Source organism: Pseudoalteromonas sp. A601 (genome assembly GCF_002165575.1).
GTDB lineage: Bacteria > Pseudomonadota > Gammaproteobacteria > Enterobacterales > Alteromonadaceae > Pseudoalteromonas.
Window position 1 is genome coordinate 115,601 of sequence record NZ_MXQF01000009.1, and the last position, 15,941, is coordinate 131,541.

At 35.8% G+C, this 15,941-nt stretch carries 12 protein-coding genes; 6 read left to right on the plus strand and 6 right to left on the minus strand.

Annotated features, from left to right (window positions below; translation table 11 throughout):
* Nucleotides 1-7: 7 nt before the first annotated feature.
* From B5G52_RS09420 to B5G52_RS09430, 3 genes are read right to left on the minus strand one after another with little or no spacing between them, the layout of a single operon-like run.
* Entirely contained in the window at nt 8-814 is an 807-nt protein-coding gene (locus B5G52_RS09420; protein WP_087532409.1) for an outer membrane lipoprotein-sorting protein, read from the minus strand.
* 2 nt (nt 815-816) lie between these two features.
* Nucleotides 817-3,159 carry an RND family transporter gene (locus tag B5G52_RS09425; RefSeq protein WP_087532410.1) on the minus strand — a complete coding sequence of 781 codons (2,343 nt, stop codon included), beginning with the start codon at nt 3,157-3,159 and terminating at the stop codon, nt 817-819.
* Nucleotide 3,160: 1 nt separating this feature from the next.
* Nucleotides 3,161-4,564 carry an MATE family efflux transporter gene (locus B5G52_RS09430; protein WP_087532411.1) on the minus strand — a complete coding sequence of 468 codons (1,404 nt, stop codon included), beginning with the start codon at nt 4,562-4,564 and terminating at the stop codon, nt 3,161-3,163.
* A gap of 658 nt (nt 4,565-5,222) precedes the next feature.
* Between B5G52_RS09430 and B5G52_RS09435 the strand changes: the two genes are divergently transcribed.
* Genes B5G52_RS09435 through B5G52_RS09450 form a run of 4 tightly spaced genes read left to right on the plus strand, consistent with a single transcriptional unit; the run spans nt 5,223 to nt 11,209 of the window.
* Nucleotides 5,223-6,374 carry a site-specific integrase gene (locus tag B5G52_RS09435; protein ID WP_087532412.1) on the plus strand — a complete coding sequence of 384 codons (1,152 nt, stop codon included), beginning with the start codon at nt 5,223-5,225 and terminating at the stop codon, nt 6,372-6,374.
* Nucleotides 6,367-8,610 (plus strand): hypothetical protein, encoded by a 2,244-nt coding sequence (locus B5G52_RS09440; protein WP_087532413.1) that lies wholly within the window; start codon nt 6,367-6,369, stop codon nt 8,608-8,610. The genes B5G52_RS09435 and B5G52_RS09440 overlap by 8 nt, the downstream gene beginning before the upstream one ends.
* 8 nt (nt 8,611-8,618) lie before the next feature.
* Nucleotides 8,619-10,619, plus strand: coding sequence for a hypothetical protein (locus B5G52_RS09445; protein WP_087532414.1), 2,001 nt, complete (start codon nt 8,619-8,621; stop codon nt 10,617-10,619).
* Between the two features lie 2 nt (nt 10,620-10,621).
* Entirely contained in the window at nt 10,622-11,209 is a 588-nt protein-coding gene (locus tag B5G52_RS09450) for a hypothetical protein (RefSeq protein WP_087532415.1), read from the plus strand.
* A gap of 12 nt (nt 11,210-11,221) precedes the next feature.
* Here B5G52_RS09450 and dinB read toward each other — a convergent pair whose 3' ends face one another.
* From dinB to B5G52_RS09465, 3 genes are all read right to left on the minus strand, one after another.
* Nucleotides 11,222-12,280, minus strand: coding sequence for a DNA polymerase IV (gene dinB / locus B5G52_RS09455; protein WP_087532416.1), 1,059 nt, complete (start codon nt 12,278-12,280; stop codon nt 11,222-11,224).
* A gap of 83 nt (nt 12,281-12,363) precedes the next feature.
* Complete coding sequence (locus B5G52_RS09460) at nt 12,364-12,696, minus strand: hypothetical protein (RefSeq protein ID WP_087532417.1); 333 nt, start codon at nt 12,694-12,696, stop codon at nt 12,364-12,366.
* A gap of 13 nt (nt 12,697-12,709) precedes the next feature.
* A complete protein-coding gene (locus B5G52_RS09465; RefSeq protein ID WP_087532418.1) occupies nt 12,710-12,964 on the minus strand; it encodes an antitoxin Xre/MbcA/ParS toxin-binding domain-containing protein in 255 nt (84 codons plus the stop codon).
* A gap of 129 nt (nt 12,965-13,093) precedes the next feature.
* On the opposite strand from B5G52_RS09465, the gene B5G52_RS09470 reads away from it, so the two are divergent.
* On the plus strand, nt 13,094-13,978 hold the full coding sequence (locus tag B5G52_RS09470) for a WYL domain-containing protein (RefSeq protein ID WP_087532419.1): 885 nt from the start codon (nt 13,094-13,096) through the stop codon (nt 13,976-13,978).
* A gap of 15 nt (nt 13,979-13,993) precedes the next feature.
* The gene (locus tag B5G52_RS09475; RefSeq protein WP_087532420.1) at nt 13,994-15,931 is read left to right on the plus strand and encodes an ATP-binding protein; all 1,938 of its coding nucleotides are present in this window, start codon (nt 13,994-13,996) and stop codon (nt 15,929-15,931) included.
* Nucleotides 15,932-15,941 lie beyond the last annotated feature (10 nt).

Below are 15,941 nucleotides of genomic sequence, written 5' to 3' on the forward strand. Positions count from 1 at the left end.
TTTCATATTAACGTACTCTCTTTAATGCATTCTTATTGAAGTCTTTCTCTGCTAGTCCAGTTGAAAACTGGATGTTGGATACATCCATAACAGTAGACTTGCCCGTTTGATGATTAGTCATTGTTTGTTTGTGTGCTCGCCAAAACTTATCTAGATATTTTGTATAGTCACTAAAAACAAGACTTTTAAGTAAAGAATCTTTTCTGTCATAAAAATCTATTTTGCTTATACGATATTCATTTGAATCAATCCACACCAGCCTGCGCTTATAGCCTGATTTAGTATCTACAGGATACTGCGCTACAACGAAACAATTCCCTAGCTCACAGCTTTCTTCTTTTACGAATTCATAAGTATATTTTTCGAGTTCGAAGGAACTTAAATCTTCAAATGCAAATTCTGACCCCATAAATGGGCCTGACTTGTTTCTAGAAGATATTCGCTTTACACGTTTAAGCGAGGGCAAATACAACCATTGTTCATCTGGAGTCAATGCATGAGAAAAACTCAAAAATGCCGTTCCCTTTATATCTCTAGGTTGATCAAAAACGGTAAGACTTTTATCGCCATCTCCAGTTACTTCTAAAGATTTTATGCGTATGTCACGGGTGTTTTCATCTCCTTGTTTGTTTTTTAATAACATTCTCATTGAAGCTTGAGAGTCTCCCCAGCCCATATCCCTTTCTTTTGCTTGCTTAGATATCTCATAGCCTTTGTCTTCATTAGATTTCGCTGAAACGTTAGTTGTACCAAAGGTACTTAAGGTAAAAATACTACCTACTAATATGGTTGAAATTATTTTGTTAATAGTCATAACTATTCTCCTAGCGATACTGACTGAGTTGGCTTAACTTGATTCGAAGTGATAACTACTTTTTGATCTTTACCTTGCTTGTCAAATAGCAGTAATAATGGGGGTAATAAAAAGAAATCGACAATCAATGCTATCGAAATTGTAATCGCTGTTAGAAAGCCTAGATCTGCATTCATTTTGAAGGTTGATTGAGCCATCACGATAAATCCGAATACTAGAACAACGGTAGTAACCCATAATGCCTTTCCAACATTTTCAAACGCATAGTGAACTGCATCATTAGTGTTCAAGCCTTTATCGCGCTTGGCATAAAGGTATTTACTTAAGAAATGTACGGTGTAATCAACAACGATACCGAGAGTCATGCCAGCAACTACTGATAAGCCAATACCAACTTGCCCATCAATTAGGAACCATACTCCGAACCCCATTGCGGCAGGTGCTAAGTTAGGTATTAAACTAATTGCAGCATACTTACTTGAACGGAGTGCAAAGCCAATTAATACCGAAATCAGCACCATAGCGATTGAAGTTCCTGACAACATGCTTTTAATATTGTTTTGTCCAATATGAGCAAACATTAAGTCAGGGCCAGTGATCATTACGGTGTAGTTCGGAGCATTTTCTTTAAACCAAGCACTAACTCGCTTTTCAACATCGAGTAAATCTACACTACTCAAATTCTTTAATGTGCCTACAACACGCGTTGATGATTTACTGATGTTGATTTGGTTGTTCAGATCTAAACCATAAGGCAGAGACATTTCATAAAGCAATAAATACTGAGCTGCAAGCTCTTGACTCTCTGGCAGTCGATAAAAGGATTCGTCATCATTATGCATGTTCTTGTTCAAACGTTTGAACGTGTCTGAAACCGAACTTACATGATCAACTTCCTGCTGATTTTTGAACCATTGGCTAAAAGATTCTACATTCTTTAAATACTCAGGATTACTTACACCGCCTTTATGATTACTGTCTATCGCGACTTCCATCAAAATAATGCCTGATAAATTATTTTGTAAAAAATCAGTAGATTGGCGGATTGTCATCGACTCATCAAAGTATTCAATGAAGTTATCATTAAGCTTATTCGAAGGTAATAGGGCTACTAGTGCCAACACCAATATTGTCATCGTACCTAATAACTTGCCTTTATTGGTAATAACAAATTGAGCCAATACCGACATAATCGATGACTTTCCTTTTGTATCAACTTTTACCTTAAGCGGTAATACAGACAGTAATGCAGGAAATAATGTTAGTGATAATACACAAGCCATCATGACACCAATTGCCACGATATTTCCTAAGTCTCTAAAAGGAGGAGAGTCAGAAAAATTCATGCTTAAGAAACCAATGGCTGTTGTCACACTGGTTAAAATGACAGGGTTTAAATTAATCTTCAGGCTTTCTTTGATAGCAGCTCGTTTGTCCGTACCATTTTTCATTTCGAATAAGGTTGAACTAAGTACGTGGATACAGTCTGCCACAGCTAGAGTTAAGATAATGATAGGTGCACTCGCAGAAGGGCCAGATAAATCAATACCTATCCAGCCAGTGAGTCCCATCGCTGCAACTATGCTAGTAATAACAACCACAACTGTTGAGAAAGCGCCTGTAATACTTTTAAGTAAAAACATTAAAAGTACGATAACTACAAAAAACATTAAAGGCACTAAAACACCATTATCATGAATAGCTGCTTCACTAAAACTGGCGTTTTGCATCACCATCCCCGTTAACATAATGTTTAGTTCAGGATGTTTATTTACAAATTTCTCTCTTAATAATCGAGCTTGTTCAACTACTTCTGCTTCAAGCCCTTGTCCACTTTTCATTTGCACCGTCACATTAACTACGGTTACATGACCTGAAGGAGAAATGATTTTATTAACAATTAGCGGCTCATTCGTTGCTATTTGTTTAACATTAGCAATCATTTCAGGCGTAAATGTCGCGTAGTCAGGAACGAGATCCTCAACCGTTAAATCGTCATTCTCTGACCAACTATGTTGGTAGTTTGTTAACGAATCAACGCGTGAAGAATAAGGTAACTGCCAAGATTGCTCGGTTAAGTCTCGAATTGCTTTTAAATGTTTCTCATTAAAAACATCACCTTTCTTTGGAGCGACAATAAAAGCAACATTGTCACTTTTATTAAAAACAGCTTGCACAGTTTCATAGGCAACTAGGTTTGGATTGTCTTTTGAGAAAAATATTTTATAGTCGTCATTAAAGCCTAAGTGTTGAGCACCAAATCCTGCTGACATGACCATGAGAAGTGTTATTGTAATGGCCCATATAGGGCGACCTACAATAAACGCGAATAGTTTATTTTTCATGTTATACCTCGTGTAATTTATTTGTTGTAGTGTTGGAACAGTTAAAACCTTGCGTCATAGACGTTGAGTTGGGTTTTGACGCAAGTGTTGAGTTGAACTTAAAAAGCAATAAAGTGCTTAAAAAGAAGGTAATGATTTCTGCAAATAAAATGCTTGCCCATATTCCCTTTACAGGGAACAAAATCGGCAGTGTAAAAATACCAATGACGACAAAGATAATACCGCGAGAGAGCGAAATAGCTGTTGCTTGTTTGTCAGACTCAATTGACTGGAACAAAGTCGCAGTCATCATATTGATGCCTATAAATATTGGCGCAATGAAATAAATTAACATTGCATCTGATGTGAGTTCGATTAATGAAGAATCATGTTCAATGAAAGATGTAGCTATTTCTGTTGACCATACAAAAACGATTCCCGTTGTTAATAACCCTGCGCCTATTGAATATTTAAGCCCAAGTACGAAGGTTTGCTGGACACGTTTGTAAAGTCCTGCACCATAGTTGAAGCTAATAATAGGTTGGCACGCCTGACCAATGCCAACCATTAGGAAAATAACAACAACACCTAAATTAGCGATAATACTAAATGCAGCTACATGACTATCGGAATAGGTTGCAAGCAATACAAAGTTAAATATTAATATTGTCACCGCAGTTGCAGATTCAGTGAAAAAGATGGGTAAACCTGAGCGTAAAATACTTGGAACCGCATCAAATCGTAGTGTTTGCCATTTTAATTTCAGCTTTCCTTTCTTGTGCAAAAAATGCAGTAAAAGCACACCAAAAATAACCACCTGTGAAATTCCCGTGGCTAAGGCACCACCCTTTATTCCCCAATGAAATTCAAAAATAAACAGGTAATCCAAAACGATATTAAGTACAGCACCAAACATCATGGCGTACATGGCTAATTTGGGGTTAGTGTCATTTCTAATAAAGCAGGATAAAACCCATGCAGGGCCGAATATGTAGAAGAAAAGTAAAATAATACTCATGTAGTCAACCGACATGCTGAGTAGCTCTCCAGAAGCTCCCATCATTATCAAAAGGTCTTCTAAGAAAACCAACGTAAGAGTTACCAAAGTTAAATTAACTAATGTTATGAAAGCCATCGACTGAAAGAAGAGTGATTGTCCGGATTTAAAGTCTCCTTTCCCAAATTGAATAGACATTTTTGCGGCACCGCCAATACCAACCATCATGGCAATTGCAGTGAATAAGGTGAAAAAAGGAAGTGTGATAGCGAGAGCGGCTAATCCTGTAGATCCTACGCCTCTACCGATGAAAATTGAATCAACAATGATAAAAATTGATTTAACTACAAGACCTGAAATGGCAGGAAGTAGGTAATGAAAAAATGCTTTATCAATACTGTCTTTTTTCAGGTCAATTACGTTACTCATCACGCTACTCCAAAAGGGTTACTCTAATGGAGTTAAATTATGAGTTTTTACAGTTTTTTTAGAAGAGGATAAAAGTGATGTTGAACAGGACTATTTGAACATTTTCGTTTTTTTATTTGAAATTAGTACCTAAAGTTATAGTTTATAGTGGTAGGTTAGGAGGTAAAATATTGACAGTTCTAGATGTCGGCTTTTGGCTAAGATCTGACATTTTTATCTTCTTTTTCTGTGACCGCTTTGATGGAAAGCTGAATTTTTAGGATTGAGTTTTATAAATTCGGTGGCAGCAAGATGCAATTAATATCTTACATTTTTCCACCGAATGAGGCTTTTATTATTATTTGTGCTCTACATTCCCCCTTCTTGTGACATGACAGACCACTTTTTTATAAAAAACCACAAAATAAAACACAAGCCATTGAGTAATAATAAAATTAAATTAATAAGTTTATTTTTCATACAAAACTACTTTATTGAAAATAAAACCGACCTTCAACTTACAACTTTAAACAACACATTGAATTCAATAACAAATCACCGCACTTAAACTCTATTGACATAAACTTAAAAGCGGTATAATAAGTCATTGATTATAAAGCACATTTGATCTTTACGCCTGTTTTATATTAGCATCACTTTATTAACTTATGGTGAGCCTATGATTGAATATAAAAAAGTAACTGACACTAAATACAACGAAAAGACTGTTCACTCTTATGTTTTAGTTAATAATGGAGTTCCCCTTCTTCTCCCTTCTGCTTTTCTGCTTCATACAGCAATAGAATATCCTAGCTCAAACACCTCAAAAACATACATGTTCGCTTTAAAAAGCTTCTATGAGCAAGTAGATAGCAAAACAAACCTAACTGACAGCAACATTGAAAACCTCACAGAAAAAGAAATGTCAGGTTATTTAGTGGGAATACTCAAAAAAGAACGAAATGTGAAGCCAAGCACAATAGAGCACCACATCACAATACTTAAAGAGTTCTTTAAGTACCTGTACAATTCTGGATTGATTTCCAAAGAACTCCACTTTTCGTATTCATATCTAGACAAACCAACTGAAGAAGACTTTCTGCCCGGTATTACTACTGAAATGCATGATGCGTATTTTGATGAGAAAACGTTTAAACAATCAATTTTAGGCTATGTCGAAAGTGACTGTCCTTTTATACAAGAAAGAAACGAATTAATACCCAAGCTCGGATATTATGCTGGTTTCAGAGCCGCCGAAGTAATTGACCCTCGCAATCTAAATATCAATGAGTTACGTGAGTTACTGCCAGAATCAGAGACATTTATACCTAAGTCGAAACACATGAACGTTTTCGGCAAAGGCTTAAAATATAGAAGAGTGCCTTTCCCACCCGAGTTAATCCGCTCTATCTATACCTATATTTGGGGAAACGGCCGACAAATAAAAACTGGAAATATTATCTGTCGAAAAAATGGGAGCCCACTTGTTGACACTTCATTTGCAACAAACCTTTTCAGACAGTGTGCTAATGACTACTGCTTAGATAAAGGGCTATCAGAGCTAGAGCATAAAATTTGGAATAAACGAAGCCACCATAAGCTAAGAAAATGTGCAGCAACAAATTGGGTAACCACTTGTTATGAAAATGGTGATGATCCATGGATATACATCCCTCAATGGCTAGGACACAAATCCTTATGGACAACGTTTAAATATATATATTTTGAAGCTCTATTTCACAAACGAGCTGATGTATTAGAAACTCTTTCTCTAGAAAGCACAAAATACGGTAAAAAATTTAAAAAGAAGTTCGAAAAAAGCAATGGATAAGTCATCTAACGAACAATCTGAACTTTCAAAACTTGCTCCCGCTTCGGTTGCTTCAATTAACAAAAGTGAAAACGAAGTTACTGTTTTAGGATCAGATGGCAACGGAAGCCCGGCTAAAGTTATAGTTAGTTTGCCAATAGGTTTAGAAAATGATCCATTACTAAAGCTCTATGTAGGCTACTTAAAATCACCTTTGTTTTTAGCGCTTGCATCATCAACACGTTACACAAAAGCCATCGCGATTAGAAATTTTACTGATTATGTGGCGTCGTCCCAACAATATATAGAACAAGGCCTTCCGTACGATGTTGTGAATCAATACTTTAATAAAATAAAGTTAAACTCAGCCCGAACTAGTTTTTATAATGATGAGTTAACTCTCAAAGTTCCGATAGGTCTGGCATTATCGAGAGAGTCAAAATTAGATTCAAGTTATTACGATAGTAAACTAAACGACTACCTAATACATTTTCCTAATTTCCCACCACCAAAGTCTAACCCTAAAAACTCCATGGCATCAATATTTGGTGAAACGAACTGTCCTTATACCGACACAGAACTCCTCCAGAGTATGAGGCTCTATTGTTGTACTCTGATACTTAAGTTTTTTGAAATAAGGGATTACTTCTTGGCTATCGATTCCATTAAAGATGAATTAGAAAGGTTAAAAAATGAAAAATACCAATCAAAACCACTGCTATGCCACCATCAAGCAAAAAGCTACACCCTTGATAGCGCTCCAACAAGTCAAATTTCAGAAGAGCGTTGGTTAAAATTAAAAACAATCAACCACGATATATTTAATGCTGTTTTAGACTCCAATGACCCATTTATCATCAGTTGGTACAGTTTTAATAGCTTTCCATCTCCAAAAGCTAATACTAGTGAAGAGAACCTAACAAACACAGAGTGGGTAAAACAGTTTTACTTTAACAATCAAATAAAACAATCTTTAAAAATTAAAAAAAATAAATACCGTCTAAGACGCCTCGACAATATTTCACCTAACTTTCTTCTAATACCTACTGACTTTGAAATATTCCTGATTCAATGCCTACTAGCATCTGAGTCAATTCAACGAACGGGGCTTTTAAAACATAAAATTGCTAACTTTTCTGAAATTATTGATTCAGTTCAAGCGGGGTACTCTAAAGGCAGAAGAGGAAAAACATCAGCTACGGCCATTTATACAAGACAAAGCTTACCTTATAAATGCTATACAAAATTCATAAATATTAGAGAGAAAGAGGGTTCATTTAACATAGAGGGTACAGAGCTTACTTTAAACTTCTCAAATAAAGGGACCAGTAAAGGTCACATTGGCTTTACTAACAAATCACTTCATTTTTTTAAGTTACTAATATCAGACTCGGGAGTGAGTGAGTATTTAAATTCAGAATTAGGTGAAGAAGGAGCCCCATTTCGCTGGCTTATTAAAAAGATTTGGAACTACAATCAGTTGGCCTATAAGGAAACCTTACAAAACAATATTAAGAAAAAAAGAACTGATGCTAAACCAGGATATGCTAAACGTAACAATCGAGTAGTGGGCTTAACACCGGACGCAATATCTATGTCGAGAAAGCGTATAGATGACCCAGTGGTCATTAAACCTGATGACTCTGATGAGTCTAATGCATCTGATGACTCTAATGAATCTGATGACTCTAATGAAACTGATATCAACAAGAAGTCTACTACGGACTTTAATGATGTATGTGTAGATTCTGAGTTGACTGCTCACTCCCCTAACACAAAGCAAAATAAATACAAAAACAGGAGTAACTCGAAAGAATCAATTGAATCAGAAAAAGATTTTGGTGCACAGGTCGGAGATAAAATGGTAAATGAGGCGTCAAAATTAAATGACGCATTAAAAGATGTTGAGTTAGTAACACTAGAGAAAGTTAGAGACATTCTCGGGATAAAAGATAACAAATCTAAAGTAGAAGCGCTTTTACAGCAAGTTGATGCGGATTTATGGGGCGGCTTTAATCACGATGGGAAGGTAATTATCATCACCTCAGAAGTAACTGCAATGCTACTAATTGGTTATATTGAGCATATAAAGTCTGAACTGCCAAAGTTATTACTAGATTCCTCACTAAGAGGCCAAGAAGCTCAAAAGAAAATTGCATATTTAGCCGCAATTTTAGATAAGTTTCCTGCTCATCTTCAACGCAAAGGCGAACAACAGCTCCAAGAATATGACATCCCTTACCCTTCTCTCATTTAGGTTAAATTATGAAAACTAACGAAAAGTTTAAAGTATCGAGTAACGAAACTTCAACACAAACAAACCAAAATAGCCTAAGCTCGAAAAAATTTAATATATTAGACAAAAACAATGGAGAGATCTTTGAAGCTAATGTGAGTTTTCAATGGGCTAATGAAAAGTGGGCTACTTGGGGAAGAGAGTATCTTATTGAATGGTGCGGTGGCTATACTCATCCTCAATCACAATCACTTACAGCTAGAAAAACAACATTTGAAGGTAAGCGTAATCAAATAGCCAAATTAGTAACGTGGGCGACAAGTCACAAACCTGACTCATCAATGGGCTGTTGGGACGACCAGGATATATTAAAGCTCTTAAAGGATATAACATTCAATAAAATAGATCTTCCCGACAGAAATATAGATGAATCTGCCCTGAATGTATTAAGTAAAGATACTATCTTGAAAACAATTTGGCATATCGAAAACTCTGGCTCTTTATACCGTATAGGCAAGCTCTCAGATGGATATTTAGGAAAAGCCAGTTTTGAGTACTTTCTTCCAGAACTGGAAGATGAAATAAGAGCATCTGGGCTCAATTATCCAGATTGGCTAAAAGGAGGTACTCATGACTCTGTTCCTTTAGAAATAGCCACTTTAATGCTGATGGAAGCCATAAATACTATTCAATCAAATCAAACTAAAGCCCTACAAGCATATTTTAATACTCAACGTGGCACCTCAAAATTAAACCCTAGCAATACTATTTTCAACAAAAGAAATACGCTCCTAAAACAAATATTAAGCAATCAAACAACTATTAACCATCATAAAAAGAATGTTGAAAGCGTATCTTTGTTTATTGATGAGCTAAATAATAACTTCAATAAACTTGGTGGAGATACATCCTTTAACCCAGTTGAATATATATTGAATTTTAAAGCGCACAAAGAACTAAATGTTGCAGTAAAAGAGGTTTTTGACGCATGTAAAGTTATCTTCTTCTGCCTGACAGGGATAAGAGTTCACGAAATGACACAAACAAATTCCCAAGATTATTATCTTGATATCGATAATGTTTGGCGCTTTAAAGCTACCGAAGACAAAACTCAGGGAGGTACGAAACAACTAAGAGCTCTTGCTGGTAAAGCAGCAGAGGCAGCCACAATTATGTGTGATCTAAGCTACATAAACAAACGTCAACGTAATGATGGGCAAAACACTTACTTATTTGGGATTTACACCGCCATGAAGCCTTTATTTAATAGTGACGACAATGAAAACGAGGTTTATCACGGTGGAGCTTGTATTTCACGAGAAAACTTTGCTGACCGTCTCAATATTTTCTTCAACAAAGTTTTTAATAAATATGGAGAGCAACTTCTAGAAGACTGTAGTGGAGTATCACCACATGGGTTTAGGCACTCGTTTGTAGACTTTGTATTAAGGCGATTTGATGGCAATATTCACGCGGCTATTAGAAATCATTTTCGACACTGTATAAATGGTGAGTTCACTTCCACATACACTGACTCCAAAGCACAAGATCAAATTGAACGAGCAGCTGAAGAAAAGTATATGCAAGAACTTGTAAGAAAGATGGTTGGAGAATACTCACAAAACTTCACAGGTCCAATTGCTCTGTTTATTCAAAGGGAAGTGGATAAATTCAAATTTGTAAACGAAAAAGATCTTGATGGTTATATTGATGAGTTAACGGAAGATCTTGAGCATATAGTTCCTCATGAGTATGGCTATTGTTTGGTTTTCAAAGGACGTGAAAACTTAGCTAAATGCTTAGATAAAAAAACAGGAATACCTAAAATACTAAATGGTTGTTTTGAACTTTGCTCTGGTTGCCCTAACTCTTTTCATCACGAGCCAAGTAACAAAGAAGCAATAATACGCAACGTTATTTCTCACGAAAGTTTTCTAGATAAATTTCCTATCAAGAACACAGCACAAGCAAAGATAAGTGAAACCGTGGTATCTAATGGGCATAAGATCTTGTCGGCTATGGGAGCTTAACTATGAATCAATCAATGCTTAGCTCTTTAAAAAAAGCCAAACCTACGGCAAATAGTGCTTCCCAATACCCTGATTGGGTCTTAGCTTCTCCTCCCGTTACAAAGAAGCTATTTGATGCGATAAACGCACTGTATGAAGAAATAGAATATAAAATTGAAAAGGGTTTTATCGAAGATATAGATTGGTCTTTAGGTCCTATAATCAAATGCAACATTGCAATAAAGGCTGTGGTTAGTCCTTCAAATATCCGAAAAGACAGACAACCAAAACTTTATGACTTTATCATTCTAAAAAACAATGAATTAAAAGAGTTATTACCAAGTAAAGCCCAAAAAAAACAGTCAAAAAGTAAAACTAAGAAAGATTACAAACACGAGATTAAAAGCTTAAAAAACCAGTTAAAACAAAATGAGAATGAAAAATATAAAGAGTTCTTTAATCAAATAATAGAAAATCACCTGACTACAAAGCAAAAAGACTTGGCACTCAAAAATGAAAAGCTTTTACTCGAAGTTAAAAATCATGAGGAAACGATTAGAAACCTTAGAGAAAAATTAAACCAATACATGAAACAACTTAGTAATATATAGCTGAGTTACTATTTACCACTCAAAAGCAATTTGCTCTGTGTCACTTTTTTCAGCCGCTAAACCTAAATGTAAACCTAACAAGCGAACTGGCTTACCATTCCCCCTTTCTAGAGCGGCGAGTAGTAGTTCAGGTAAAACTTCAGCATCTAATTCCAATGTAGAGAAATCTTTTGTTGTTTGCTGAAAATCTGAAAACTTAACTTTTACACCTATTTTACTAATGCCTCTGTGTTGAAGGTGTTTGGCTGATCTTTTTTGTAACTCTGGGAGCAACTTGTTTTGTAAAATTTCATTTAGAACCGATACATCCTCAATATCTTCAGGGAAAGTTCTTTCTACACCCACAGATTTTCTTTCTCTATGTGTTACTACAGAACGATTATCTATACCGTTGCACCTATCCCACAGTAAGGCTCCTAATTTGCCATACCTTGATGTTAAATAAGCTTGAGAGGAACATTTAATATCCCTTCCTAATTTGAAGTTATCATTTGATAGTTTTTCGTTAGTAACTTTGCCGATCCCTGGTATTTTCTTTAGCGGCATATCATCAATAAATTTATCCACCTCATTAGGAGGGATCACAAAAATTCCATTTGGTTTATTCAGATCTGAGGCAACTTTAGCCAGATACTTTATTGATGAAACCCCAGCAGATGCCGTTAAATTGAGTTCCTTATAAATACTTTCGCAAATATCTTTAGCAATAAGCGTTGCGGAACCGCCAAACAGTTCACAATCAGTCACATCTAAATATGCTTCGTCTAAACTTAAAGGCTCTATGAGATCAGTATACCGCTGGAAAATTTCCCTTAAATGAGCACTAACAGATTTATAAACTTCCATCCGACCTGGCACTAAGACTAAATTAGGACACTTATTTAAGGCAACCGAAGTTGGCATTGCACTACTAACACCGTATTCTCTAGCAATATAATTACACGTAGAAAGAACCCCTCTGGTTCCCCTGCTTCCACCTACGGCAACAGGCTTATCAGCAAGCTCAGGATTATCTCTAATTTCAACAGACACATAAAATGCATCCATATCCACGTGAATTATTTTTTTCAAACCTTAGAAACCTCAAAAAAGAAACTGTATAAATATACAGTAAAAACCCTAGAGCATCAAGTTTTATAAAGTGAACGATTTCTTTAGTGAAAAAGCGAGGTTCCTTCAAATAAAAGCAAAACCAGCTCTCTCTGAAAATATTGATAATTATCTGGAATATTTAAGTTGGTTATTTTAGGTAGATACACATCACCGGTATGCTCTTTTATTCGGTCAATGTGTTGCTGTTCAAACACATAAATTCGATCCGCCCATTTCAGCATTTCTTCATTGCAAAGTGTCGAGTTAGCTTTCTGCACGTATTTGGAACTTAAACCAGCTGATTTGTACTGATGTTTTTTATTAGCAGCACGAAACAACTCTTCAGCTGTTTTGCTGCGTTGTATATTCGCGGTACACAAAAATAGAATATTCACTAGCACTTATCCCTCATGAAAAGTCACCAGTTCTCATGCGAACTAGCATATCCATCACTTCATCAGCATTAATTGTTAGCTGTTCAAACGGTGACTTACCCTGCAAGGGACGCTTGGTTTTAGTGAGCCATTCTTGGCACACCCGATCATCAAATTCAAACTGCTTTATCAGCTCTTGATAAATATCAAAATGCTCGGCTTTTAAATGCTCTAGTTCACTAAAATTAGTATGTTTTTTTACAGAAGATTTGGGGGGTTGATTAGACATAATTTTGAGCTTTTAAATAGTGATTATCTGTATCAACACTAAAGCATAAAATCTATTTGCTGTCTAACTCATAATGATACATACTATTTCAACTCGAATAGAAAATGTCAATAGAATCAGATTTATCGAATGGACGAATTCAGTTTTGCACAGAAGCAGCGCCTAGCTTATATCGACTTTAAGCTCTATTTTACTGGGATGGTAACTCGCAGTGAAATAGTCAGTCATTTCGAATTAGGGCTTGCCGCTGCAACCAGAGATTTAAAGTTCTACAAAGGTAATGCACCAGATAATATGGTGTATGACAATGTAGAAAAAAAGTACTTCATCACAACGCAATTCAAGCCCATATTTAAACATGATGCTCGCCGCACGCTTATTAAATTAGCTAATAACATAAGCGATGGCTTTGATTCTATTGGTGATACTTCATTCCCTATTGAATCACCAAGTCCGTTAAACGTACCTGATATTGATATTATCGCTAAGCTCTCTCAAGCGATCATTAATCATAAGCCTATTAGCGTTATATATACGTCATTAAGCAGCGGTTCGGGTGCAAGAGAACTTGTGCCTCATTCAATAGTAGATAACGGCTTACGTTGGCATTTAAGAGCCTATGACCGCAAGTCAAAGTCATTCAGAGACTTTGTATTAACTCGCATTACTAAAGTTACAATTCTGGCACAGACATCATCCCCTGAAGAAGATAAGTTGGAAGATCATCAATGGATGCGTATGGTGCCATTACAAATTATTCCGCACCTAAATAACGTTAAGCATCCAACCGCTATTAAGCTCGACTTTGGTATGGAAAAAGGCATATTAGAAGTTAATGTGCGTGCGGCAATGGCAGGTTATTTACTGAGACGTTGGAACGTGGATTGTTCTGAAAGTGGTTCACTTTCAGGCCCAGAATATCAGCTTTATTTGCAAAACAGTCAAACATTATACGGTGTCGAAAATTTAGCTATAGCACCTGGTTATATAAAAAATTCAGAAAATCATTATTAGAGAGGACAGTACATTATGGATTATGAAGTCACATACGAAGATGGTTTTTTATTAAACGAAATTAGTACTATTGCAACAAAGGCAGATGTAGCAATAACAGAACTAATTGCTAATGCACATGATGCTGGTGCATCAGAGGTTAAAATAATTTTTCCTGACGAAACTGGTGGATTAATATCGGTTGAAGATAATGGTATTGGAATGACTTCTCAAGAGTTTGAGAAGCGGTGGTTAAGGCTCAGATATGATAGACGAAAACATCAAGGGCCTTTTGTTGAACTCCCTACAGATAATGAGCTTAGCAAAAGACGAATAGCTTTTGGTCGAAATGGCGTTGGTCGTCATGCAGGTCTTTGTTTTTGTGACACATACACAGTTGAAACTTGGAAGAATTCTGTTAAAAACAAATATGTATTAAAACTATCTTCTGGAGCACAACCGATAAAAGTAATTGAACATACTGATACTTCTTTTAAAGGGCACGGAACCAAAGTTAGCGTTGTTGCTGAACGACACTTAATTGATCTTGTTGAATTAAAAGAAATAATTTCAGCTCGATTTTTATTTAATCCAGAGTTTAAGGTATATATAAATGGTAAATTGATTACATTGGCTGAGCATCCAGGGATAATTAAAAAAACAGAAATTAACCCTGTTGGTGACATAAACATTAAACTGACTCTTGTTGATTCTTCTTCTGCTTCAAAAACATCTAATCAACATGGTGTAGCATTTTGGCTTGGAGGGCGACTGTTAAGTACTCCAAGCTGGTCAATTCAAGGGAAACAGGTTTTTGATGGACGAAAGACATTCGCAAAAAGATATACTTTAATAGCAGAGTCTGATGATCTTTTTGATTATATAGAAGCAGATTGGTCTGATTTTAAAAGAGATTTTTCTTCCATCGACCTTATAACAGAACAAATCTCTTCGTTTGTAAAGTCGTGCTATTTAGAACTTTCGAAAACTGAAGTTTATACTGCTAAAAGGTTAGTCCTAAATAACCATAAAACAGATTTAAAAGAGTTACCTAAACTGGCTCAACGAGAGTTATATGATTTTGTTGATGCAATGTTATCTGAAAGCCCCGATATTAAAATAGAGCTATTAGAGCTTGCATTTAAAGCGGCTTTAAATTTAGAAAAGTCTCGTTCGGGAATCTCACTTTTACATAAATTGACAACTATACAAGCTAATGATGCAGATGCATTAAATCAATTTTTAGACGAATGGAATGTGTCAGACGCAATGATTATTCTTGCTGAAATAGATGCTCGGATTAAAGTTACTGAGGCTATTCAAAGATTAAGTAACGACCATAGCGTAGATGAATTACATACACTTCACCCCTTAATAGAAAGAGCTCGATGGGTTTTTGGCCCTGAATTTGATACCCCTGAATATGCTAGTAATCGAGGCTTAAGAAAAACAATGGAAATTGTTTTTAAGAAAAGTTTCAAGAAAGAACAATTTTTAAATTCAGCTAAAAGGCCAGATATTGTTGTTGGTGAAAACTCTTCTGTGAGCTTGGTTGGTCTTGAACACTTTGTAGGTGAATTGAAAAAAACACAAAAAGTACTTCTTATTGAGCTTAAAAAAGGGGGGTTTGAGATTGGCCGGGATGAAACAGACCAAGCTAAACGTTATGTTGAAGACATTTGGCATGCAGGTGTCGACTCATCACATCCTTATATCAAAGCCTATGTAGTTGGAGACTCTATTTGCCCTAAAGCAAGTAAATTTCAGAAAATAGGTGCTTCAGAAACACAACAATATGGAGAAGTACATGCTATTACATTCAATGAGATGGTACGTACAGCAGAAGCTCGTTTATTTTTATTAAAAGAAAATATTGAGAGTAGGTACGATAATATCGATGACAATGAGTTACTTAATGAGCTATTAAATGAGCCTACACAAAATAAATTGAATTTGGCATCAGGACAGAATTAATAGTTCGTTT